The 20256-nt window shown below is 49.0% G+C and carries 21 protein-coding genes and 1 pseudogene; 21 read left to right on the forward strand and 1 reads right to left on the reverse strand.

The window, feature by feature from the left end; genetic code table 11:
• From ACK2JC_RS10170 to ACK2JC_RS10230, 13 genes and pseudogenes are all read left to right on the forward strand, one after another.
• Positions 1 to 219 (forward strand): hypothetical protein, encoded by a 219-nt coding sequence (locus ACK2JC_RS10170; RefSeq protein ID WP_021748559.1) that lies wholly within the window; start codon positions 1 to 3, stop codon positions 217 to 219.
• A 128-nt stretch (positions 220 to 347) separates the two neighbouring features.
• On the forward strand, positions 348 to 1292 hold the full coding sequence (locus ACK2JC_RS10175; RefSeq protein WP_021748558.1) for a DUF6017 domain-containing protein: 945 nt from the start codon (positions 348 to 350) through the stop codon (positions 1290 to 1292).
• A gap of 36 nt (positions 1293 to 1328) precedes the next feature.
• Positions 1329 to 1802 carry a PcfB family protein gene (locus tag ACK2JC_RS10180; protein ID WP_006775667.1) on the forward strand — a complete coding sequence of 158 codons (474 nt, stop codon included), beginning with the start codon at positions 1329 to 1331 and terminating at the stop codon, positions 1800 to 1802.
• Positions 1799 to 3583 (forward strand): VirD4-like conjugal transfer protein, CD1115 family, encoded by a 1785-nt coding sequence (locus tag ACK2JC_RS10185; protein WP_411338483.1) that lies wholly within the window; start codon positions 1799 to 1801, stop codon positions 3581 to 3583. The genes ACK2JC_RS10180 and ACK2JC_RS10185 overlap by 4 nt, the downstream gene beginning before the upstream one ends.
• A 64-nt stretch (positions 3584 to 3647) precedes the next feature.
• Positions 3648 to 3776: pseudogene (locus ACK2JC_RS10190) on the forward strand (Maff2 family mobile element protein); the annotation flags it as partial.
• A gap of 204 nt (positions 3777 to 3980) precedes the next feature.
• The gene (locus ACK2JC_RS10195; protein WP_117659859.1) at positions 3981 to 4181 is read left to right on the forward strand and encodes a DUF6199 family natural product biosynthesis protein; all 201 of its coding nucleotides are present in this window, start codon (positions 3981 to 3983) and stop codon (positions 4179 to 4181) included.
• An 84-nt stretch (positions 4182 to 4265) separates the two neighbouring features.
• The gene (locus ACK2JC_RS10200) at positions 4266 to 5300 is read left to right on the forward strand and encodes a hypothetical protein (protein WP_118447846.1); all 1035 of its coding nucleotides are present in this window, start codon (positions 4266 to 4268) and stop codon (positions 5298 to 5300) included.
• 645 nt (positions 5301 to 5945) lie between these two features.
• A complete protein-coding gene (locus ACK2JC_RS10205; RefSeq protein WP_117783663.1) occupies positions 5946 to 6344 on the forward strand; it encodes a plasmid mobilization protein in 399 nt (132 codons plus the stop codon).
• Positions 6316 to 7938 carry a relaxase/mobilization nuclease domain-containing protein gene (locus tag ACK2JC_RS10210; protein WP_118447844.1) on the forward strand — a complete coding sequence of 541 codons (1623 nt, stop codon included), beginning with the start codon at positions 6316 to 6318 and terminating at the stop codon, positions 7936 to 7938. The genes ACK2JC_RS10205 and ACK2JC_RS10210 overlap by 29 nt, the downstream gene beginning before the upstream one ends.
• A gap of 184 nt (positions 7939 to 8122) precedes the next feature.
• Positions 8123 to 8335 (forward strand): hypothetical protein, encoded by a 213-nt coding sequence (locus tag ACK2JC_RS10215; protein WP_005927784.1) that lies wholly within the window; start codon positions 8123 to 8125, stop codon positions 8333 to 8335.
• Positions 8325 to 9068, forward strand: a complete 744-nt coding sequence (locus ACK2JC_RS10220) for a phage replisome organizer N-terminal domain-containing protein (RefSeq protein WP_117783661.1) — start codon at positions 8325 to 8327, stop codon at positions 9066 to 9068. Before ACK2JC_RS10215 ends, ACK2JC_RS10220 begins: the two co-directional genes overlap by 11 nt.
• Complete coding sequence (locus ACK2JC_RS10225) at positions 9065 to 9919, forward strand: ATP-binding protein (protein WP_117783660.1); 855 nt, start codon at positions 9065 to 9067, stop codon at positions 9917 to 9919. Before ACK2JC_RS10220 ends, ACK2JC_RS10225 begins: the two co-directional genes overlap by 4 nt.
• The gene (locus ACK2JC_RS10230) at positions 9916 to 10113 is read left to right on the forward strand and encodes a transposon-encoded TnpW family protein (protein ID WP_009320846.1); all 198 of its coding nucleotides are present in this window, start codon (positions 9916 to 9918) and stop codon (positions 10111 to 10113) included. Before ACK2JC_RS10225 ends, ACK2JC_RS10230 begins: the two co-directional genes overlap by 4 nt.
• Positions 10114 to 10174: 61 nt before the next feature.
• On the opposite strand, the gene ACK2JC_RS10235 is transcribed toward ACK2JC_RS10230, so the two are convergent.
• On the reverse strand, positions 10175 to 10714 hold the full coding sequence (locus ACK2JC_RS10235; RefSeq protein ID WP_117783659.1) for a DUF3795 domain-containing protein: 540 nt from the start codon (positions 10712 to 10714) through the stop codon (positions 10175 to 10177).
• Positions 10715 to 10927: 213 nt separating this feature from the next.
• Here ACK2JC_RS10235 and ACK2JC_RS10240 point away from each other — a divergent pair, with 213 nt between their 5' ends.
• From ACK2JC_RS10240 to ACK2JC_RS10275, 8 genes are all read left to right on the forward strand, one after another.
• Positions 10928 to 12538 (forward strand): recombinase family protein, encoded by a 1611-nt coding sequence (locus ACK2JC_RS10240; RefSeq protein WP_117783658.1) that lies wholly within the window; start codon positions 10928 to 10930, stop codon positions 12536 to 12538.
• Positions 12539 to 12574: 36 nt separating this feature from the next.
• The gene (locus ACK2JC_RS10245) at positions 12575 to 12721 is read left to right on the forward strand and encodes a Maff2 family mobile element protein (protein ID WP_411338513.1); all 147 of its coding nucleotides are present in this window, start codon (positions 12575 to 12577) and stop codon (positions 12719 to 12721) included.
• Between the two features lie 82 nt (positions 12722 to 12803).
• On the forward strand, positions 12804 to 13655 hold the full coding sequence (locus ACK2JC_RS10250) for a VirB6/TrbL-like conjugal transfer protein, CD1112 family (protein WP_021749495.1): 852 nt from the start codon (positions 12804 to 12806) through the stop codon (positions 13653 to 13655).
• A 4-nt stretch (positions 13656 to 13659) separates the two neighbouring features.
• A complete protein-coding gene (locus tag ACK2JC_RS10255; RefSeq protein WP_021749496.1) occupies positions 13660 to 14568 on the forward strand; it encodes a hypothetical protein in 909 nt (302 codons plus the stop codon).
• A 1-nt stretch (position 14569) separates the two neighbouring features.
• On the forward strand, positions 14570 to 14962 hold the full coding sequence (locus ACK2JC_RS10260) for a PrgI family protein (protein ID WP_006774460.1): 393 nt from the start codon (positions 14570 to 14572) through the stop codon (positions 14960 to 14962).
• A complete protein-coding gene (locus ACK2JC_RS10265; RefSeq protein ID WP_036630487.1) occupies positions 14922 to 17318 on the forward strand; it encodes a VirB4-like conjugal transfer ATPase, CD1110 family in 2397 nt (798 codons plus the stop codon). Before ACK2JC_RS10260 ends, ACK2JC_RS10265 begins: the two co-directional genes overlap by 41 nt.
• Positions 17315 to 18271 carry a DNA-methyltransferase gene (locus ACK2JC_RS10270; protein WP_021749498.1) on the forward strand — a complete coding sequence of 319 codons (957 nt, stop codon included), beginning with the start codon at positions 17315 to 17317 and terminating at the stop codon, positions 18269 to 18271. Before ACK2JC_RS10265 ends, ACK2JC_RS10270 begins: the two co-directional genes overlap by 4 nt.
• On the forward strand, positions 18268 to 20235 hold the full coding sequence (locus ACK2JC_RS10275; RefSeq protein WP_021749499.1) for a C40 family peptidase: 1968 nt from the start codon (positions 18268 to 18270) through the stop codon (positions 20233 to 20235). The genes ACK2JC_RS10270 and ACK2JC_RS10275 overlap by 4 nt, the downstream gene beginning before the upstream one ends.
• Positions 20236 to 20256 lie beyond the last annotated feature (21 nt).

A 20256-nucleotide genomic window follows, 5' to 3' on the forward strand; every position in this document is an offset into this window, starting at 1 on the left:
ATGTATTTCACAAAGGGCAAGCAGCGGGCGTTTGAACTGATCATGCAGCAGAAGCCGGGATTTGACCGCTATCAATCCGGTTGTGCCGGAGATGATGAAGATTGCGGTACTTGCCGTTTCTACCGCCCACAATGGAAATATGAGTTTTGCGTTTTCAAAGAGTGTCCCTATTGCCCCGGCAAAAGGACGCGGAAAACGCACGCCAGCATGGACAAATAGACGGGCAAAAGCCCTTGTGCCATGCGGCTTTGCAGACGCGAAAACGGCAAAGGGCATATTGCAATACCAAAACAGCCGAAAACGGCTTTCTAATTGTCCACGCATACCAAGAGAGGAAGTGAGGAAATATGGCAGTTTTCAGAGTGGAGCGAAATACGGGATATACCGTTATGAGCAACCACCACTTGCGAAACAAGGAATTGTCCTTAAAGGCAAAGGGCTTGTTGTCGCAAATGCTTTCGCTGCCCGAAGATTGGGATTATACCCTTGCGGGCTTATCCCATATCAACCGGGAGAAGATCGACGCAATCCGCGAAGCGGTAAAGGAACTCGAAAAAGCCGGATATATCGTGCGCAGCCGGGAGCGCGACGAAAAGGGACGCTTGCGGGGCGCAGATTACGTCATATACGAGCAGCCGCAGCCGCGAGAGCCGGAAGCAGCTACCAGCGGCGGACAGCCGCCTATATTGGATTTACCTACATTGGAAAATCCAACATTGGATAATCCAACGTTGGAAAAACCTACGCAGGAAAAACCTACGTTGGAAAATCCAACGCAATTAAATAAAGATATATCAAGTAAAGAACAATCAATTACTGATCTATCAAGTACCCATTCCATTCCTTTCCATTCCCTAAATCCCTTGCCTTATGAGCAGGACGAAGCGGCTGCGCCGCCGGAAAGGAAAAGAACGGAAGCGAAAACAAACAGTGCAATAGAGATTTATCGGGAAATCATCAAAGAAAACATCGACTATGACATTCTCATTCAAGACCCCAAAATGGATAAAGACCGTTTGGACGAGATTGTAGAAATCATGCTGGAAACCGTCTGCACAGCCCGAAAGACAATCCGTATCGCCGGGGACGACTACCCCGCCGAACTTGTCAAATCAAAGTTTATGAAGCTGAACAGCAGCCACGTTGAGTTTGTTTTGGACTGCATGAGGGAGAACACAACCAAAATCCGCAACATCAAGCAGTATCTAAAAGCGGTGCTGTTCAACGCGCCGAGTACCATTGACAGCTACTATACCGCCCTTGTCAATCACGACTTTTACGGCAGCAAATGAGCATAGCCGCAGTTTACCGGGAAAGGAGTTGATACCTTGCAGGAGGAAGTAACCCAAAAAACGATTGCCCTATCCGTCAACGTGGGAAAAGGCGCGGCAAGGCTTACCGAACAGGCGTTACAGAAAGCAATCAAGAAGTTTTTGGAGCAGAAAAGCAAAGCACCGCATGGGAAACAGACCATGCGGCAGCTTATGAAGCAAAATGCGGGGGTTTCCAACATCGAGATCACCGACAGCAATATCAAAGCCTTTGAGAGTACCGCGAAGAAATACAACATAGATTTTTCGCTGAAAAAGGTTAAGGGCGAACAGACCCGTTACCTTGTGTTTTTCAAAGGCAGGGACGCGGACGTTATGACCGCAGCGTTTCAAGAGTTTTCCGCAAAGAAGCTGAACAGGGATAAAAAGCCCTCTATCCGCAAAGCCCTTGCCGCAGCAAAGGACAAGGCGAAGCAGCTTAACGCCGCCCGCGACAAGGTAAAGAAAATAGACAGGGGGCGCGAGATATGAAGCAGATAAACTACAAAAAGCTGATAATCCCGAATATCCCGTATGTGTTCTTTGTCTATCTCTTTGATAAGGTGGGACAGGCGGTGCGGCTTGCCCCCGGCGCGGATATTTCCGAAAAGATACTCAATATCACACAGGGATTTTCCGAAGCGTTTTCAAATGCCTTGCCGAGCGTTCACCCGTTGGATTTGCTTATTGGCATTGTGGGCGCGGTGGTTATCCGTCTGATTGTCTATTTCAAAGGGGAAAATGCCCGCAAATACCGCAAGGGCGCAGAATACGGCAGCGCACGTTGGGGCAACGCCGAAGATATAAAGCCCTATATCGACCCGGATTTTCAGAACAACATCATTTTGACGCAGACCGAACGCCTTACCATGAACAGCCGCCCGAAGCAGCCGAAATACGCGAGAAATAAAAACGTCGTGGTGATCGGCGGCAGCGGCAGCGGCAAGACAAGGTTTTTCGTAAAGCCTAATTTAATGCAGCTTCATTCTTCCTACGTCTTGACCGACCCGAAAGGCACCGTCCTAATCGAGTGCGGAAAGCTGCTGCAACGGGCAGGCTACCGCATTAAGGTACTGAACACGATAAACTTTCGGAAAAGTATGCACTATAACCCCTTTGTCTATATCCGCAGCGAAAAGGACGTGTTAAAGGTTGTCAATACCCTTATCGTCAATACCAAAGGCGAGGGAGAAAAGAGCGCGGAAGATTTTTGGGTGAAAGCCGAGAGGTTACTATATTGCGCGTTGATCGGCTACATTTGGTATGAAGCCCCCGCCGAGGAAATGAACTTTACAACGCTGCTTGAACTTATCAATGCAAGCGAAGCACGCGAGGACGACGAGGAATACCAAAGCCCCGTTGATCTGCTCTTTGCCGATTTGGAAGAACGCAGCCCCGACCATTTCGCGGTAAAGCAATATAAAAAATACAAATTGGCGGCGGGCAAAACGGCAAAGTCAATCCTTATTTCTTGCGGTGCGCGGCTTGCCCCTTTTGATATAGAGGAACTCCGGGAACTCATGTCCTATGATGAATTGGAACTTGACACATTGGGCGACCGGAAAACCGCGCTTTTCCTCATAATGAGCGATACCGACGACACTTTTAATTTTGTTATCGCTATTTTGCAATCACAGCTTTTCAACTTGCTTTGTGATAAAGCAGACGACGAATACAACGGCAAATTGCCTGTTCACGTCCGCTTTTTGCTTGACGAGTTTGCGAACATCGGACAGATACCCCGCTTCGATAAATTGATTGCTACAATCCGCAGTAGGGAAATGTCCGCTTCTATCATTCTGCAATCGCAGAGCCAGCTAAAAGCCATTTACAGGGACGCGGCAGAAATCATACTTGATAATGCCGACAGCACCTTGTTTTTGGGAGGACGTGGGAAAAATGCAAAAGAGATTTCGGATAACTTGGGACGGGAAACAATCGACAGTTTCAACACTTCCGAAAATCGCGGCACGCAGGTTTCTCATGGACTGAATTATCAAAAATTAGGAAAGGAGCTGATGACACAGGACGAAATAGCAGTTATGGACGGTGGGAAATGTATTTTGCAGCTACGCGGTGTGCGTCCCTTTTTAAGCGACAAATACGACATCACGAAACACCCGAACTACAAATACCTTTCCGACTTCGACAAAAGAAACGCTTTTGACGTGGAACGGTATATGTCTACCCGTCCGGCAATCGTAAAGCCCGATGAAGCCTTTGACATATACGAAATAGATTTGTCCGACGAGGACGCAGCCGCCGAAGAATAACGGCGGCATTTTTCATTTTCCATAACATTTTTTGAGCCGCACAACGGCAGAAAGCGAGGTTTATATGGATTTCTTTAACAGCGCAGTTGGTGTATTGCAGACTTTGGTTATCGCGCTTGGCGCAGGTCTTGGCATTTGGGGTGCCATTAACTTAATGGAGGGTTACGGCAACGACAATCCCGGAGCCAATGCTTATGTGTCATAAAGTAGCATATAAAAATTGATATGCAGCCCTACTATTCCAAACAAACATTGTTAAAAATGACGAAATCTTTTGAGGTTTTACATATCATATCGTGAATAACGCTTGATTTATCGGCATTTTCATGGTAGCATTATCCTAAGATATAGTGTAGAAATGTATACAAGGATACTTAGTTGAAAGGAGGGAAATTTGGTGGACTATTTATGGGTGTTGGTATTATTGATTTTGGGAGTTTGTATGGTCTGTTATCCTAAAATATTATGGAAAATAGAAAATTTATTCACAGTAAAAAATGGTGAACCAACCGAACTATATTTAGTATTAATGCGGATTGGTGGTGTATTTTTTATTATTTGTTCAGTTGGTATGATTATATATCTAATTATAAAATGAAACACCCTTATAGTTCTTAAATTGTATCCTATTATTCGAATTCAATAATTTCAAGAAAGGAGTAAACTGTATGAATAAAACTGTATGAATAAGATATTTAAAAAGGTTATATCATTGGCACTTATAGGAACGCTATGTATAGGTGCAAGTACGACGACTTTTGCAAGTGAGTTATCGCCGGAAGCAAAGGCAGAAGCGACACAAACTAATGAAAGTGAGCGGAAAGTAAATTGGTGGCAAGTTGGTTGGAAAGTTTTATCCGACTATTTTGAAAAACTTATCGATCTTGATGGACAGAGCGTAAAAGATAGTAATTGGGCATATCTTGTGTCTCCGAGTATTGAATTTAATACTGGCGAGATGGGAAATGAAGTATACTTTAAACCAGAAGTAAATAATTCAGTTGGTTCAATGCGTATGCATGGACATCGAGTGATTTTTGTTGATATTTTTGCTAAAATCAATCTTATTTTGTCTGATGCAAATAACGATACTGTTAGTAGTGCCGTTACAGAAACGAATCAGTATATGTTTTACGATAAAAAAGCGAGTGATCCTGCCGGAAAGTGGAAAGCTCAGTTTATTTCTTCTGAAAGTTTCAAATGGCAGTGCTATTATGCACACTATTATAATGCAAATACTAGAAGTGCATTGCCAGAAGTAGAGGATGGATTTTATTTTGGAGATAATAATCGAGTTTTTCAATTTTCTGAAAATCCATCACCAGCTACTTTAGCAAATAATAAGATTTTAACCATGACTGAATTAAATAATCAATTTATTAACCCTGCCGACGGCGAAGCTGTTGATTATCTAAAAGACTATGCTCCTGGAGATGAGGTTCATTTCGCAGATAAAGTTATTGATATAACTTATAATGCAGATGAGAAAGCCACAACCATTTTCTTTGATGAAAAAGTTTCTGGTGATCTTATTGGATGGAAATTTAATGGTGATTTAACAAATGAATATGCTATAGGAGATACAGTCAGCTTAAATTTTAATGTTGTTAAAATTGGAGAATACAACAATATTATATTTGAAAGTCTTGATTACTTTGAAGAAGCATTTTCACATGAAGATGGAGGAAAATATCCTGATATAAATAATTATAGATAATTTCTGGCTTTTCCTCTGACAGCCACACAGAAACAACCCTATCATAAGATGATGTTTCATTTTAAAATTGAATAATCGCCACCCCGCAGCGGCACACAAAGCAGTAAATCCGAAAAAGATTTGCTGCTTTTTTTGCGCCCATTTTTGGCAAATTTCCAAAAGTTCTGTATTAGACAGTGAAACCAAAAAAGGCTGCCGTTTTTTTCAGACAGCGGGCAAAACACAGTTTCCAAAACGCCTTATTGTCGGGAAAGACCGAGCTGCCGGAAAAGTTCTTGCCGGAAAGTCCGTCCATTCTGCTCTTTTGTGGTTTGTAGGGAATAAGGGGGAGAATGCCAGCCCGCCGCCTTTTATAAAAAAACTGGTTATAGATTTCTCGAAAAAGTGGCAGTAGCAAATGAGGGCAATCCGGCAGCTCTTTATGAAAAAAGCTGGTTGCGATTTTCTGAAAAAGTGGCAGTAGGAAGTGAACGGCAGTCCGGCATTTTCTTAGAGCAAGATTCTACCGCAGTACCAAAATTCGCTTTTCACTCATTTTGCCCCTGCGGGAATCTTGTTGGGGAGTGCCTTCCCCAAACCCTGCTTATGCGGCTTACGCCGCTTATCCCGTCGCAGCCATGCGGCAGTCGAAAGGAGGTTTTTACCATGCGAAAACGATATAACACGCCGCACCGCAGCCGGGTAGTCAAGACACGCATGACCGAGGAAGAATACGCCGAGTTTGCCCAGCGGCTTTCTGCTTGCAACATGAGCCAAGCCGAGTTTATCCGGCAAGCTATAACCGGGGCAGCCATACGCCCCGTCATAACCATTTCCCCCGTCAACGACGAGTTGCTTGCCGCTGTCGGGAAGCTGACCGCCGAATACGGCAGGATCGGCGGCAACTTAAACCAGATAGCCCGGACGCTGAATGAGTGGCACAGCCCCTACCCGCAGCTTGCCGGGGAGGTACGGGCGGCGGTTTCCGACCTTGCTGCCCTAAAGTTTGAAGTCTTGCAGAAAGTGGGTGACGCTGTTGGCAACATTCAAACATATCAGCTCTAAAAATGCCGACTATGGCGCAGCGGAAGCCTACCTCACATTTGAGCATGACGAGTTTACCATGAAGCCCACCCTTGATGAAAACGGGCGGCTGATACCGAGGGAGGATTACCGCATTTCTTCCTTTAACTGCGGGGGCGAGGATTTCGCCGTTGCCTGTATGCGAGCCAATCTCCGCTATGAGAAAAACCAAAAACGGGAAGATGTGAAAAGCCACCACTATATCATCAGCTTTGACCCACGGGACGGGACAGACAACGGCTTGACCGTAGACCGGGCGCAGGAGCTGGGCGAGCAGTTCTGTAAAGAGCATTTCCCCGGACACCAAGCCCTAATCTGCACCCACCCGGACGGGCATAACCATAGCGGCAATATCCATGTGCATATCGTCATCAACTCCCTGCGGATTTATGAAGTCCCGCTTCTGCCCTACATGGACAGACCAGCCGATACACGGGAGGGCTGCAAGCACCGCTGCACCAATGCCGCTATGGAATATTTCAAGAGTGAAGTCATGGAGATGTGCCACCGGGAGGGGCTTTACCAAATCGACCTCTTGAACGGCAGCAAGGAACGGATAACGGAACGGGAATACTGGGCGGCAAAGAAAGGGCAACTTGCCCTTGATAAAGAGAACGCCGCCAGAGAAGCCGCAGGACAGCCGACCAAGCCCACCAAGTTTGAAACGGACAAGGCGAAGCTGCGCCGGACGATACGGCAGGCACTTTCCCAAGCCGCCAGCTTTGACGAGTTTTCTTCCCTTTTGCTGCGGGAGGGTGTGACCGTCAAGGAGAGCCGGGGGCGACTTTCCTACCTCACGCTGGACAGGACGAAGCCTATCACAGCCCGGAAGCTGGGGGACGATTTTGACAAGGCTGCTGTCCTTGCCCTGCTCACGCAGAACGCCCACAGAGCCGCCGAACAGACCAAAGCCATACCCGAATACCCTGCTGCAGTTAAAAAGCCGTCACAAGGGGAAAAAACCACAAAAACCACCCCAGCAGACAACACCTTGCAGCGCATGGTTGACCGGGAAGCCAAGCGAGCCGAGGGCAAGGGCGTGGGCTATGACCGCTGGGCTGCAAAGCACAACCTAAAGCAAATGGCGGCTACCGTTACCGCCTATCAGCAGTACGGCTTTTCTTCCCCGGAGGAACTGGACGAAGCCTGTTCTGCCGCCTATGCCGCCATGCAGGAAAGCCTTACAGAGCTGAAGCAAGTGGAAAAGACGCTGAACGGGAAAAAGGAGCTGCAACGGCAGGTGCTTGCCTATTCCAAGACCCGCCCTGTCCGGGACGGGCTGAAACAGCAGAAAAACGCCAAAGCAAAAGCAGCCTACCGACAGAAGCACGAAAGCGACTTTATCATAGCAGACGCAGCCGCCCGCTATTTCAGGGAGAACGACATTTCCAAGCTGCCGAGTTATAAAGCCCTGCAAGCAGAGATTGAAACCCTTATCAAAGAGAAAAACAGCGGCTACAACGATTACCGGGCAAAACGGGAGGAATACCGCCGCTTACAGACTGTCAAGGGCAATATCGACCAGATTTTACGACGGGAACGCAAGCCTGTGAAAAGGCAGGAACAAGAGCGATAAAAACCACCCAAAAATGTACCCGAACCCATACAGAACAAGGGGGCTGCCCCGTACCCTATCCGCAATACCAAAGGATTTTTTAACGGGCTTACAGGGCAGAAAAACCCCGAAAATGATACCGAGATGATACAGAATTACCGCCGATACCGCCACACCAGCGGAAACGGCAGAAAGGAGCGCACCCATGCCAAGAATGAGCAAGAAACGGCGGCTGGAATGGTCTTTTTTCCTGCGGCAAGTGAAAGTCGGGAATACCACCTGCGACCGTATCACATACAACGACCTCTGCCGGGGCTGTACCCATAGCTGCAAGCAGAGCTTCCGGGCGGTTATCATACTCTGCCCCCGCTACTACTCCAAACGCCGGAAAAAGGAGGACAGGGACAATGGCAGATAACCGCAAGTATTACTACCTCAAGCTGAAAGAGAACTTTTTTGACAGCGACTCCATTGTGCTGCTGGAAGATATGAAAGACGGGATTTTATATTCCAATATCCTCTTGAAGCTGTACTTAAAATCGCTGAAAAACGGCGGGAAGTTGCAGCTTGACGAGCATATCCCCTACACAGCGCAGATGATAGCGACACTGACCCGCCACCAGATAGGGACAGTTGAGAGGGCTTTAGAGATTTTCCGGCAGTTGGGGCTTGTGGAGCAGCTTGACAGCGGGGCTTTCTATATGACCGATATTGAGCTGATGATAGGACAGTCCTCTACCGAAGCCGAGAGGAAACGGGCTGCAAGGCTGGAAAACAAGGCACTTTTACCGCCCCGGACAAAAGGCGGACATTTGTCCGACATTCGTCCACCAGAGATAGAGATAGAGAAAGAGATAGAGATAGAAAAAGAGAGAGAGGGAGAAACGGGACACCCCGCCCCTGCCGTTTATGGCAGATACAACAATGTGATACTGACCGATACAGAGCTTTCCGGGCTGAAAACAGAGCTGCCCGACAAGTGGGAGTATTATATTGACCGGCTTTCCTGCCATATCGCTTCCACCGGGAAGCAGTACCACAGCCATGCAGCCACCATTTACAAGTGGGCGCAGGAGGACGCTGCCAAAGGCAAGGCTGCCCCGAAACAGGGCATACCCGATTATTCATGCAAGGAGGGCGAGAGCTTATGAAAAACGAGATTGAAGCTATGATTACGGACATTACAACCACTACCGCCGAAGCGGAGGACTACACAGGCGAGGACGGGCTTTTATACTGCGGCAAGTGCCATACGCCCAAAGAAGCCTACTTTGCAGAGGGAAAGACCTGTTTCGGGCGTGACCGCCACCCAACAGACTGCGACTGCCAGCGGGCAGCCCGTGAAAAGCAGCAAGCCGCCGAAAGCCGACAGAAGCACCTTGAAAAAGTGGAGGACTTGAAACGCCGGGGCTTTACCGACCCCGCTATGCGGAACTGGACATTTGAGCATGACAACGGCAGAAACCCGCAGACCGAAACCGCCCGCTTTTATGTGGATAGCTGGGAAACCATGCAGGCTGAAAATATCGGCTACCTGTTTTGGGGCGGTGTGGGAACAGGAAAAAGCTACCTTGCCGCCTGTATCGCCAACGCCCTTATGGAAAAAGAGGTTGCCGTCTGCATGACAAACTTTGCAACAATACTCAATGACCTTGCCGCCAGCTTTGAGGGCAGGAACGAATATATTTCCCGCCTTTGCAGCTACCCTCTGCTGATACTTGATGATTTTGGTATGGAGCGAGGGACAGAGTACGGGTTGGAACAGGTTTACAGCGTGATTGACAGCCGTTACCGAAGCGGCAAGCCGCTGATCGCCACGACCAACCTCACGCTGGAGGAATTGCAGCACCCGCAGGACACACCCCACGCCCGTATCTATGACAGGCTGACTTCCATGTGCGCCCCCGTCCGCTTCACGGGCAGCAACTTCCGAAAGGAAACCGCACAGGAAAAGCTGGAACGCTTAAAGCAACTGATGAAGCAGCGAAAGGAGAGCCTATGACAGAAACCAAACAGACAAGCACCACCAAAACAGACCGCCGCCCGGACTGTGTAACGGAAATCCGCATGGGCAACTCCGTCCTTACCGTTTCCGGCTTCTTCAAGCAGGGCGCAACCGACACCGCAGCCGACAAGATGATGAAAGTGCTGGAAGCGGAAGCTGCTGCCGGACATACACCACCGTTCAGCGCATAAGTGATGACATGGAAAAGCGGTCACGCCGGGGAGCATGACCGCTGGAATATCAGTAACAACTTTATTTTTTCCGAAGTTTCAACTCAATGCCTTTTGGAGCAGCTATATCCTGCAACAGTTTTGCGATAACAGAAGCCTGTTCTTTCTTCCCCATACTTTGAAAATCCTTATCGGATTTAACTGTTTGCAAGATATTTTCAATTTCTTTAATCGTTAAGAGATTGACTGCAACACAGAATAGATTTTTTCTGCGCCCGTCATTATAGTGTGACAAGAGGAAATCCAATAATTTGCGCTTTTCTTCCTGTTCAGCATTATAGGCGGGAATCCCTATCTGGCTGGCTTTTTCCATGTCATTCATTTGATTCTGATGAGTTATAAAAGAATCAAAATCATCTATATGAGCGTATTTGTCACAAGGGAAGCTGGTACACTGAAAGCAATATTCGATTTTCCCATGTTCAATACTGCACTTTGCGATTTTACAACTTTGATTATCAACGCCGCAACCGGAACAATGCCCTGCCAAATTCATAGGACACAATTTACAATTTAGACCACAAAGAGAAAGGTACTGATTGTTACGGACAAACCCTTTCATTGTCACACCCCCTTGTATTGATTAGCTCCATTTTACCATAAGAACAAGAGTTTTTCTACTATGCAATCCCAATCATCTGCTACACAAAAAATAGCAATTTGACCGACCATAAAGAAGCAGATTTGACGCTTTTGCCGCTATACAGACAGCCGCCCCATGTGGTACAATCAAGGTACGGAATAGTGGGGCTGGCTGTCGGAAACGGAGGATTTTATGTTAAGACAGACCAACCAACAACCAATTACCGCCCTTTACCCAAGACTTTCCCATGAGGACGAGCTGCAAGGCGAGAGCAATTCCATTTCCAATCAGAAGCGTATCCTTGAAACCTATGCAAAGCAGAACGGCTTTTCTAATCTGCGCTGGTACACGGACGACGGTTATTCTGGTGCGAACTTTCAAAGACCCGGTTTTCAAGCCATGCTTGCGGATATTGAAGCCGGAAAAGTCGGGACAGTTATCGTAAAGGATATGTCGAGGTTAGGGCGAAACTACCTGCAAGTGGGAATGTACACAGAAATGATTTTCCCACAGAAAGGCGTCCGCTTCATCGCTATCAATGACGGAGTGGACAGCGCACAGGGCGACAATGACTTTGCCCCGCTGCGGAATATTTTTAACGAATGGCTGGTGAGAGATACGAGCAAGAAAATCAAAGCAGTAAAACGCTCAAAAGGCATGAGTGGCAAGCCCATCACAAGCAAACCTGTGTATGGCTACCTCATGGACGAGGACGAAAATTTTATCATTGACGAGGAAGCCGCACCCGTAGTCAAGCAGATATACAACCTCTGCCTTGCCGGGAATGGTCCGACCAAGATAGCCCGTATGCTCACAGAGCAGCAAATCCCCACGCCGGGGACGCTGGAATACCGCAGGACGGGAAGCACACGCCGCTACCACCCCGGCTATGAGTGCAAGTGGGCGACCAATACTGTCGCACATCTCCTTGAAAACAGGGAATACACGGGCTGTCTGGTAAACTTCAAGACGGAAAAACTTTCTTACAAAGTCAAGCACAGTGTAGAAAATCCCCCGGAAAAGCAAGTGATTTTCGAGAACCACCACGAGCCTATCATAGACACCCAGACATGGGAACGGGTGCAGGAGCTTCGCAAGCAGCGCAAACGCCCCAACCGTTATGATGAAGTGGGCTTGTTCTCCGGCATACTGTTCTGTGCAGACTGCGGCAGCGTCATGTATCAGCAGCGATACCAGACGGACAAGCGCAAGCAGGACTGTTATATCTGCGGCAGCTACAAGAAGCGCACCCATGACTGTACGGCGCACTTTATCCGCACCGACCTCTTGACCGCTGGTGTACTCTCTAATCTGCGGAAAGTGACCAGCTATGCGGCAAAGCATGAAGCCCGGTTTATGAAGCTCTTGATTGAGCAGAACGAGGACGGGGGCAAGCGCAGGAACGCCGCCAAGAAAAAGGAGCTGGAAGCCGCCGAGAAACGCATAGCCGAGTTATCCGCTATCTTCAAGCGGCTGTATGAGGACAGCGTGACCGGGCGTATATCAGACGAGCGTTTCACAGAGCTGTCGGCAGACTATGAAGCAGAACAACGGGAGCTGAAAGAAAGAGCCGCTGCTATCCAAGCGGAGCTTTCCAAAGCACAGGAAGCCACCGTGAACGCAGAAAAGTTTATGAATGTTGTCCGGCGGCATACCAGCTTTGAAGAACTTACCCCTACTCTGCTGCGGGAGTTTGTAGAGAAAATCGTTGTGCATGAGTGCAGCTATGACGAGAACAAGACCCGCAGACAGGACATTGAGATTTATTATTCTTTTGTTGGCAAGGTGGACTTGCCCGAATAAACGCCCGACCTATCCGACACAAGAGCTAAGTGCCGGATAGGAACGGCAAAATTTTTTACACTTCTGTTACTTCTTTATCGCACATCAGCAAAAAGCCAGGGCATGAAGCAGCTCATGGCGGGCGGCGGCGTCGCTTTGATCGGCGGCACCCTTGTTCCGCTTCTTTCCAAACTTTTTGGATAATGCCTAAAACAAATACCACCCGCCGCGCCCTCTCGGAAACGGGAGGGCGCGGGAAAGGAGGGATTAACTTTTGATATGGCAGATGATTGAAGATTGGTTTCGTGGCATTTTGACAGACGGGATTTTATCGAACCTCTCCGGCTTGTTTGACAGCGTAAATACAGAGGTTGGAGAAATCGCAACGCAAGTCGGCACGACCCCCGCCGGGTGGAACGCGGGCATATTCAACATGATACGCAGCCTTTCGGAAAATGTCATTGTACCGATTGCGGGCGTTATCATTACCTTTGTCATGTGCTACGAACTAATCCAGATTGTAATTGAAAAAAACAATCTGCACGATCTCGACACTTGGATTTTCTTCAAATGGATTTTTAAGACCTTTGTTGCGGTGCTGCTGGTAACAAACACTTGGAACATCGTCATGGGAGTTTTCGACGTTACGCAGAGCGTCGTCAATCAGAGCGCGGGGGTTATCATATCCGATACAAGCATAGACGTTACCACCGTCATTACCGACATTGAAGCAAAACTCGACGCTATGAGCGTGGGCGGTCTTTTGGGGTTATGGTTTCAATCCCTCTTTGTAGGGCTTACCATGAAAGCCCTGTCAATCTGCATTATGCTTGTGGTGTATGGGCGCATGATTGAAATATATCTTGTAACGAGCGTTGCCCCTATCCCTATGGCAACAATGGTAAATCACGAATGGGGCAGCATGGGACAGAATTACTTAAAATCTTTGCTTGCGCTTGGTTTTCAGGCGTTTTTGATTTTGGTGTGCGTGGGCATTTATGCGGTCTTGATACAGACAATCGCAGCAACCGACGACATTTCCGGCGCGATCTGGGCTTGCATGGGCTATACCGTCCTCTTGTGCTTTACCCTTTTCAAAACGGGGAGCCTTGCAAAGAGCGTCTTTTCGGCACATTAAGGGGGTGAGTTATGATTTGAAAATCGGCTTAATCGACGTTGACAGCCATAATTTCCCCAACCTCTGCTTGATGAAGCTATCCGCGTATCATAAAGCAAAGGGGCATACGGTGGAATGGTGGAACGCAAAGGGGCGGTACGACCTTGTATATAAAAGCCGCGTCTTTACGGACACCTATTCCAAAGACACGATAACCGTTACCAACGCGGAACAGGTTATTTTCGGCGGTACGGGCTACGACACGAAAAACCGCTTGCCGCCGGAAGTGGAACACAGTTACCCGGATTATTCTATCTACCCGCAGTTTTTCGGGATTGCCTACGGCTTTTTAAGCCGGGGTTGTCCGAGAAATTGCGGGTTTTGCATTGTCAGCGGTAAAGAGGGGCGCAAAAGCGTTAAGGTTGCGGATTTGTCCGAGTTTTGGAAATGGCAGCCGGAAATAAAAATCATGGACGCTAATCTGCTTGCCTGTCCCGACCATGAAAATCTCATTGAGCAGCTTATACGAAGCCGCGCATGGGTGGATTTTTCGCAAGGGCTGGATATTCGCCTTGTGAACAGGGATAATGTCAGCCTGTTAAATCGGGTACGGATAAAAGCGGTACATTTTGCATGGGATAATCCCGACGAGGACTTGACCGGGTATTTCCAACGTTTTTTGGATTTGACAGCCATTAAAAGCAGCCGCCAGCGGCGCGTGTATGTTCTTACCAACTACGGCAGCACTCACGAACAGGATTTATACCGCGTGAACACCTTGCGGGCTATGGGCTTTGACCCGTATGTGATGATTTACGAGCGTCCAACCGCCCCGCCTGTTACCCGCCATTTGCAACGATGGGTAAACAACAAGCGGCTTTTCTATGCTGTTCCCCGCTTTGAAGATTACATTCCGGGCAGAAAGGAGGTATGAAATGGCGTATGTAACCGTCCCAAAGGACTTAACAAAAATCAAAAGCAAGGTAATGTTCAACCTTACGAAACGACAGCTAATTTGTTTCAGCGCGGCGGTGGCAATCGGACTGCCGCTGTTCTTTTTGGTAAAAGGCAGCGTTGGAACGAGCGCAGCGGCATTGTGCATGGTGCTTGCCATGCTGCCTATGTTTTTGCTTGCCATGTACGAGAAAAACGGGCAACCGCTGGAAGTGATTATTCGGCAATTTGTGGAAGTGAAGTTTCTTCGCCCCAAAGAGCGACCTTATCAGACCAACAATTTTTATGCCGCCCTTGCGCGGCAAGAGCAATTAGATAAGGAGGTACGGGCGATTGTCAAAGGAAAAGAAAAACACCCAAAACGAAAAGCGTAAACTTTCCCGACAGGAAAGAAAACAGATAGATACCCTTATCCGACAGGCAAAGGGCGACGGGAAGCCCCATACGGCGCAGGACAGCATACCGTTTGAGCGAATGTATAAGGACGGGATTTGCCGCCTTGCAAACGGGCGGTATTCCAAGTGCATTGAGTTTGAGGATATAAATTATCAGCTTGCGCAGCCGGACGACAAAACCGCCATTTTTGAAGCCCTTTGCGATATGTATAACTCGTTCGACGCTTCTATCAGCGTGCAGCTTTCCCTAATCAGCCGCCATGCGAACAAGGACGATTTTAAGAACAGTATCACGATTGCACCGCAGAATGACGACTTCGACAGTATCAGAGCAGAATACACCGAAATGCTTAGGACGCAGCTTGAACGCGGAAACAACGGGCTTATCAAAACCAAGTTTCTCACCTTTACCGTTGAAGCAAAGGACATTAGATCGGCGCGGGCGCGTCTTGCCCGCATTGAAACGGACACCCTCAACCATTTTAAGGTGATCGGCGCGGCGGCGCGGGTATTGGACGGGAAACAGCGTCTTGAAGTGCTGCATGGGATTTTTCACCCGGACGGGGAACGCTTTAACTTTGCGTGGGAATGGCTACCCGCAAGCGGGCTTTCCGTCAAGGACTTTATCGCCCCGTCCTCTTTCCGATTTGGCGACGGGCGAATGTTTCAAATGGGCGGCAAGTTTGGTGCGGTTTCCTTTTTGCAGATCGTCGCGCCGGAACTCTCCGACCGTATGCTTGCCGACTTCATGGACGCGGAAAACGGGATTATCGTCAATCTGCACATTCAGAGTATCGACCACAACGAAGCAATCAAGACGATTAAGCGCAAGATCACCGACCTTGACCGCATGAAGATTGAAGAACAAAAGAAAGCAATCCGCAGCGGTTATGACATGGATATTATTCCGTCCGACCTTGCCACCTACGGCGGGGAAGCAAAAAACCTACTCCGCGATTTGCAGAGCCGCAACGAAAGAATGTTTCTGCTCACGCTGCTTGTCTTAAACCTTGCAGATACCAAGCAGAAATTGGATAACGAAGTATTTGGGGCGGCGGCAATCGCACAGAAATACAACTGCATTTTGACCCGCCTTGACTACCGGCAGGAACAGGGGCTTATGTCCTCTATCCCGTTGGGGGAAAACCTTATCCATATCCAGCGCGGCTTGACGACCAGCAGCACCGCCGTTTTCGTTCCCTTTACGGTGCAAGAGCTGTTCCAAAGCGGCGAAGCATTGTATTACGGCTTAAACGCCCTTTCCAACAACATGATTTTGTGCGACCGAAAGAAGCTGAAAAACCCCAACGGCTTGATACTCGGCACACCGGGCAGCGGCAAAAGTTTTTCTGCAAAACGCGAAATCACAAACGCTTTTCTTATTACGGCAGATGATATTATCATTTGCGACCCCGAAGCCGAATATTACCCCCTTGTCGGACGTTTGAAAGGACAGGTTATCAAGGTTTCGCAGAACAGCACGCAGTACATTAACCCTATGGATATTAACCTCAATTACAGCGAGGGCGACACGCCCATAGCCTTAAAGAGCGATTTTATCCTTTCCTTTTGTGAGTTGATTATGGGCGGTAAAAACGGGCTGGAAGCTGTTGAAAAGACCTTGATTGACCGCGCTGTTATCAGCGTGTACCGCAACTACCTTGCCGACCCGAAGCCTGAAAATATGCCGATTTTGGGCGACCTCTACGACGAAATCAAGAAGCAGCCGGAAAAGGAAGCGCAGCGTATCGCGGCGGCATTGGAACTCTATGTAAACGGCAGCTTGAACATTTTTAACCACAGGACAAACGTTGACATTCATAATCGCCTTGTCTGCTTTGATATTAAGGAACTCGGTACGCAGCTTAAAAAAGTCGGTATGCTTATCGTCCAAGACCAAGTATGGAACAGAGTAACGGTAAACCGCAGCGAGGGCAAGGCGACGCGGTATTACATCGACGAGTTTCATTTGCTCTTGAAAGAGGAACAGACCGCCGCCTATTCCGTCGAGATTTGGAAGCGTTTTCGCAAGTGGGGCGGTATTCCGACAGGTATCACGCAGAACGTCAAAGACCTTTTGACGAGCAGAGAAGTTTCAAACGTTTTTGAAAACAGCGATTTTGTCTATATGCTCAACCAAGCCCAGGGCGACCGGGAAATCCTTGCCAAGCAGCTTAACATTTCGCAGCAGCAAATGACCTATGTAACCCATTCCGAAGCGGGCGAGGGACTTATCTTCTATGGCAACGTGATTTTGCCCTTTATTGACCGTTTCCCGAAAGATACGGAACTCTACCGCGTAATGACGACCAAGCCCGGCGAGGTGTCGGCATGAGGATAGAAACGGATAAAATCTATTGCGGCGACAGCTTGCAGGTGCTTCAAACCTTGCCGGATAACTGTTTGGATTGTTGCGTAACGTCCCCGCCCTACTATGCTTTGCGCGATTACGGCACAGACGGGCAGATCGGGCGGGAAGCAACGCCGGAGGAATATGTTTCCCGCATTACGGCGGTTTTCCATGAGGTAAAGCGGGTGCTTACGCCGGAGGGTACTTGTTGGCTGAATATCGCGGACACTTATTGCGGCACAGGCAGCAAAGCCGACCACCAAGACCCGAAATACCCCAAAGGCAGGAACGGGCAGCAAGTGGCGGTAAACCACCGCGCCCCCGGCTGCAAGCCGAAAGACCTAATCGGTATTCCGTGGCTTGTAGCCCTTGCCTTGCGGGGCGACGGTTGGTATTTGCGCAGTTCTATCATTTGGCACAAGGGAAACGCCATGCCGGAAAGCACGCGGGACAGACCGACGCGCTGCTATGAATATGTGTTTCTGCTTACCAAGTCAAAGAAATATTACTATGATTGGCAAGCAGTAGCCGAGCCGATAGCCCCCACAACGGCGGTACGGCTGAAAAGCGGAGTTGGGAAAGGCAACAAATATGCCGCTACCGTTCCGGGGCAAAACCAGCCGCAGAAAATCAACCGTCCCCGCAGGAAAGGCGCATACACCGACGAAATGATTTCCCCCGTCCGCAGCCGCCGCAACGTTTGGCAGATCAACACAGCTTCCTATCGCGGCGGGCATTTTGCAGCGTTCCCGCCCAAACTTGCGGAAACGTGCATTTTGTCGGGCTGTCCTGTCGGCGGGATTGTGCTTGACCCGTTTTTAGGCAGCGGCACGACCGCAGCGGCGGCAAAAAGCCTTTCCCGCCGCTATGTGGGTATAGAGATCAACCCCGAATACTGCACCCTTGCAAAACAGCGTATTGGAGGTGATGAACATTGAGCAAGGAATTAAAAGCCCCCGACAAGGTAACGCAGAAAATGACCCGCGACGGGGCGATTGCGGAAAACCTTACGACGGGCGAAACAACGAGTATCAGCGAAAGACCGCCGGAGGAAAACTATTCAGCCCCCGTAGCGGGAGCAGCAGAAAAGACAACCCAACGTATCAGCACAGAGGTTAGCCGCCACTTTGAAAAGGGCGCGGAGAAAAAGACCCTTGACGCAGCACAGCTTAAAACCCATACGTCCCGCTTGCAGTTTTCCGAAGCGGAACGGGCAACGCCGGACCTGCAAAAGGCAATCAAAAAATCCGATACGGCGGCTGACCGTTTAGACAAAGCGCGGGCAGCTATCCCCAAACAGACCAAAATCACAAAAGAGCGCGTTTTTGACGAAGCCAAAGGCAAAGCAAAGACGCGCCTTGCTTTTGAAAAAACGGATAAGCCCCCAAACGGCAAGTTGCGTCATAACCCGTTATCCCGTCCGGCGCAGGAATTGGACGCCGCCGTACATGGAAAAATCTATGAGGTGGAGAAAGAAAACGTCGGTGTGGAAAGCGGACACAGGATAGAACTTGTGGGCGAGAAAGCGGGCGGCATGACGACGCGGGCAGTAAAACGCGGCATACGCAGCCATAAGCTGAAACCTTACCGGGCGGCGGCAGCAGCCGAGAAAAAGGCAGCAAAGGCAAACGCCGATTTCCTCTACCAAAAGGCGCTGCATGATAACCCCGCCCTTGCGCACTCCAACCCGATTTCCCGTTTTTGGCAAAAACAGCGCATTAAAAAGCAGTATGCAAAGGCGTTGAAAACGGGCGGCAAGGTGAAAAAGACCGCCGAAGCCACCGCAAAGGCGGCGAAGAAAACGGCGCAGGAAACCAAACGGGCGACGTTCTTTGTCGTCCGGCATTGGAAAGGCTGTTTGATTGTGGGCGGGATTGCCTTTATCGTGCTTCTGTTTTTCGGCGGCTTGTCCTCTTGTTCCCTGTTCGGCGGCAACAGCGGCAGCGGCTTGATTGCGTCGTCCTATCTCTCCGAGGACGCGGATATTACAGGCGCAGAAAGCGCGTATGTCGCTATGGAAGCCGAGTTACAGGATATGCTGGATAACATCGAAAGCGAATACCCCGGCTATGACGAATACCGGGTAACGGCTGACGAGATCGAGCATGACCCGTATGTGCTAATCTCTATCCTCTCCGCTTGGCATGAGGGCGTGTTTACTCTCGATGAAGCGCAAAGCACCCTTGAAATGCTCTTTGATAAACAGTATATCTTGACGGTTACGGAGGAAGTCGAGGTACGCTACCGCACCGAAACGCGGACGGACAGCGAAGGCAACGAATACGACGTTGAAGTAGCCTATAACTATTACATTCTCAATGTGGATTTGGAAAACTTCAACCTCTCCCATGTTCCCGTTTACATTATGGGCGAGGAACAGCTATCCATGTACGCTATGTATATGTCGTCGCTGGGAAACAGACCCGATCTTTTCCCGCAATCCGGCTATATTTCAAAATACTATGAAAACCCGCCAGCGGATTATGAAATCCCGCCCGCCTATCTGGAAGATGAACAGTTTGCGCGGCTCATTGAGGAAGCGGAAAAGTATGTCGGTTTTCCTTATGTGTGGGGCGGCAGCAGCCCGGAAACCTCTTTTGATTGCAGCGGTTTTGTTAGCTATGTGCTGACGAACAGCGGCTTATACAATACGGGCAGACTTGGGGCGCAGGGGCTTTACAACATTTCAACCCGCGTTTCCAACCCGCAGCCGGGGGATTTGGTTTTCTTTACGGGTACATATGACACACCGGGGGTATCTCATGTGGGTATCTACGTTGGCGAGGACGGGGACGGAAGCCCCGTCATGCTGCATTGTGGCGACCCGATACAATACGCAAAACTTGATACAAGCTATTGGCAATCCCATTTTTACGCCTATGGGCGGCTACATTACAACTGACTTTGAAAGGAGTTTATTTCT

Origin of the sequence: Enterocloster lavalensis, from assembly GCF_046603895.1 — a bacterium.
Taxonomy (GTDB): domain Bacteria; phylum Bacillota; class Clostridia; order Lachnospirales; family Lachnospiraceae; genus Enterocloster; species Enterocloster lavalensis.

Excerpts from the sequence above, each read along its gene's own strand:
- ACK2JC_RS10170 (WP_021748559.1), top strand. The coding sequence starts at position 1 with ATGTATTTCACAAAGGGCAAGCAGCGGGCGTTTGAACTGATCATGCAG.
- ACK2JC_RS10175 (WP_021748558.1), top strand. The coding sequence starts at position 348 with ATGGCAGTTTTCAGAGTGGAGCGAAATACGGGATATACCGTTATGAGC.
- ACK2JC_RS10185 (WP_411338483.1), top strand. The coding sequence starts at position 1,799 with ATGAAGCAGATAAACTACAAAAAGCTGATAATCCCGAATATCCCGTAT.
- ACK2JC_RS10200 (WP_118447846.1), top strand. The coding sequence starts at position 4,266 with ATGAATAAGATATTTAAAAAGGTTATATCATTGGCACTTATAGGAACG.
- ACK2JC_RS10205 (WP_117783663.1), top strand. The coding sequence starts at position 5,946 with ATGCGAAAACGATATAACACGCCGCACCGCAGCCGGGTAGTCAAGACA.
- ACK2JC_RS10215 (WP_005927784.1), top strand. The coding sequence starts at position 8,123 with ATGCCAAGAATGAGCAAGAAACGGCGGCTGGAATGGTCTTTTTTCCTG.
- ACK2JC_RS10220 (WP_117783661.1), top strand. The coding sequence starts at position 8,325 with ATGGCAGATAACCGCAAGTATTACTACCTCAAGCTGAAAGAGAACTTT.
- ACK2JC_RS10225 (WP_117783660.1), top strand. The coding sequence starts at position 9,065 with ATGAAAAACGAGATTGAAGCTATGATTACGGACATTACAACCACTACC.
- ACK2JC_RS10230 (WP_009320846.1), top strand. The coding sequence starts at position 9,916 with ATGACAGAAACCAAACAGACAAGCACCACCAAAACAGACCGCCGCCCG.
- ACK2JC_RS10235 (WP_117783659.1), bottom strand. The coding sequence starts at position 10,714 with ATGAAAGGGTTTGTCCGTAACAATCAGTACCTTTCTCTTTGTGGTCTA.
- ACK2JC_RS10240 (WP_117783658.1), top strand. The coding sequence starts at position 10,928 with ATGTTAAGACAGACCAACCAACAACCAATTACCGCCCTTTACCCAAGA.
- ACK2JC_RS10250 (WP_021749495.1), top strand. The coding sequence starts at position 12,804 with ATGATTGAAGATTGGTTTCGTGGCATTTTGACAGACGGGATTTTATCG.
- ACK2JC_RS10260 (WP_006774460.1), top strand. The coding sequence starts at position 14,570 with ATGGCGTATGTAACCGTCCCAAAGGACTTAACAAAAATCAAAAGCAAG.
- ACK2JC_RS10270 (WP_021749498.1), top strand. The coding sequence starts at position 17,315 with ATGAGGATAGAAACGGATAAAATCTATTGCGGCGACAGCTTGCAGGTG.